Origin of the sequence: Arenimonas sp. (assembly GCF_019459675.1) — a bacterium.
GTDB lineage: Bacteria > Pseudomonadota > Gammaproteobacteria > Xanthomonadales > Xanthomonadaceae > Arenimonas.
The window spans coordinates 1-2,170 of sequence record NZ_JAIBFH010000029.1 but is presented as its reverse complement, the minus strand read 5'-3'; the positions used below and the strand labels follow the sequence as shown (position 1 = coordinate 2,170).

Below are 2,170 nucleotides of genomic sequence, written 5' to 3'. Positions count from 1 at the left end.
GGGGGGGGGGGGGGGGCGGGCCCCCCCCCGCCACCGCGTCGCGGGTCAGCTGGCGCAGCGACCCGCGGTCGAGCCTGCCTTCGCTGGTGACGCGGATGATGCGGTGCTCGGCCAGGTGTTCGACGTTCCAGCCCATTTCGTCCCTCCGCCGCGCCGGGCCTACTGGGCCCGGATGGCGACCGCCTCGATGCCGTTGTTGCCGAGCGTCTGCTTGGCCGTTGCCAGCGCGCTGGCGTTGGCATAAGGCCCCAGGCGGACGCGGTAGATCGTGCCGCCGGCGATCTCGGCCGACTCCACGCGCGCCAGCTCGCCCGTCAGGGCAATGCGCGCCTTGAGCGCTTCGGCGTCGGAGGACGAACGGAACGCACCGGCCTGGATCAGGTAGCGCACGGTTTCGGCGTTGGCCGGCACCTCGGCGTCGGCGGGCTTTTCGGCCTCCGCCTGCGCCAGCGCCGGCAGGTCGGCGTCGGGGATGATGACTTCCTTGTCGCGCAGCACGTCGTAGAAATCGTACTTGGGCTTCCTGGGCTCCGGCGCCTCGCGCTGCGCCACCGGCTCCTCGGACGGCGTGGGCGCGCGCGCCTGCGGGTTGGGCTGGGGCAGCAAGCTGCCGTCCTTGCCCCAGTAACCCTGCACGAACAGCCCCACGGCGATCGCCAGGCCGCCCAGCATCCCGACCAGCAGCCAGATCCAGCCCGGCGTGCCGCTGCCGCCGTTGCGGCGGGCCTGTTTCTTGGGAGCGCGTCTGGCCATTACATGGTCTCCGGGGCGGACACGCCCAGCAGCGCCAGGCCATTGGCCAGCACCTGCTGCGTGGCCTTGCACAGGCCCAGGCGGGCGTTACGCAGCTCGTCATCCGGTACCAGGATGGGCTGGGCGTTGTAGAAAGCGTGGAAGGCGGCGGCCAGTTCGCGCAGGTAGTTGGCCAGCACCTGCGGTGCGCGGCTTTCGGCGGCGGCTTCGATCACTTCCGGGTAGCGCATCAGTTCGTCCAGCAGCGTGTCCTCGTGCGGCTGCATCAGGCGCTGGCGCGCCGCTTCGGCGGCGCTGCGGTTGTAGCTCAGCTGCTTTTCGGCCAGCTGGCGGAACAGCGAGCTGACCCGGGCGTGGGCGTACTGGATGTAATAGACCGGGTTCTCGTTGGAACGGCTCTTGGCCAGGTCCAGGTCGAAGTCCAGGTGCTGGTCGTTGCCGCGCATCACGTAGAAGAAGCGCGCCGCGTCGGTGCCCACTTCTTCGCGCAGTTCGCGCAGCGTGACGAAGCTGCCGGCGCGGGTGGACATCTGCACGCGCTCACCGCCGCGGAACAGGATGGCGAACTGCACCAGCTGTATCTCGATGCGGGCCGGGTCCAGGCCCAGGCCCTGCGCCGCGGCCTTGAGCCGGGCAATGTAGCCGTGGTGGTCGGCGCCGAAAATGTAGAGCGAGCGCTCGAAGCCGCGCTCGAACTTGCTCAGCAGGTAGCCGAGGTCGGAGGCGAAATACGTGGTGACGCCGTTCTCGCGCACCACCACGCGGTCCTTGTCGTCGCCGAAGGCGGTGGCGCGGAACCAGGTGGCGCCCTGGTCCTCGAACAGGTGGCCGTTCTCGCGCAGGGTGTCGATGGCGCGCTGGACATAGCCATCGGTGGCCAGCGAGCGCTCGGAGAAGAAGTTGTCGTGCATCACGCCGAAGCCGGCGAGATCGTCGCGGATGTCGGCCAAGCACCAGGTGAGGCCGGCGTCGAAGACGCTGCGGTAGCCGGCTTCGCCGACCAGCTGCTTGGCGCGCGCAATCAGCGCGTCCACGTGGGCTTCCTTGTCGCCGCCCTGGCCTTCGTCGGGCGGCAGGCCGTCGGTGATCTCGATGGCGCTGCGGCGCAGCGAATCGCCAGCCTTGGCGCGCAGGCCGCGGGCGATGTCCACCACGTATTCGCCCTTGTAGCCGTTGTCCGGGAAGCGCACGTTCACTCCGCCCAGCTCGTGGTAACGCAGCCACACCGATACGGCCAGGATGTCCATCTGGCGGCCGGCGTCGTTGACGTAGTACTCGCGCTGCACCGGGTGGCCGGCGGCATCAAGCAGGTTGGCGACGCTGGCGCCGTAGGCGGCGCCGCGGCCGTGGGCCACCTGCCGCCGGGCGGTGGGGGTGGGCGAGACAAACACCACCCGCACCGCCAACCCGCAGCCGG

General features: G+C 70.2%; 2 protein-coding genes. Both read right to left on the bottom strand.

All coding sequences use genetic code 11. From position 1 onward, the window contains the following. Positions 1–159 precede the first annotated feature (159 nt). Complete coding sequence (locus tag K0M70_RS00960) at positions 160–753, bottom strand: SPOR domain-containing protein (RefSeq protein ID WP_290778081.1); 594 nt, start codon at positions 751–753, stop codon at positions 160–162. Further along, on the bottom strand, positions 753–2,170 hold a 1,418-nt coding region (gene argS / locus K0M70_RS00955), incomplete at its 5' end, for an arginine--tRNA ligase (protein WP_290778079.1). The genes K0M70_RS00960 and argS, both read right to left, overlap by 1 nt.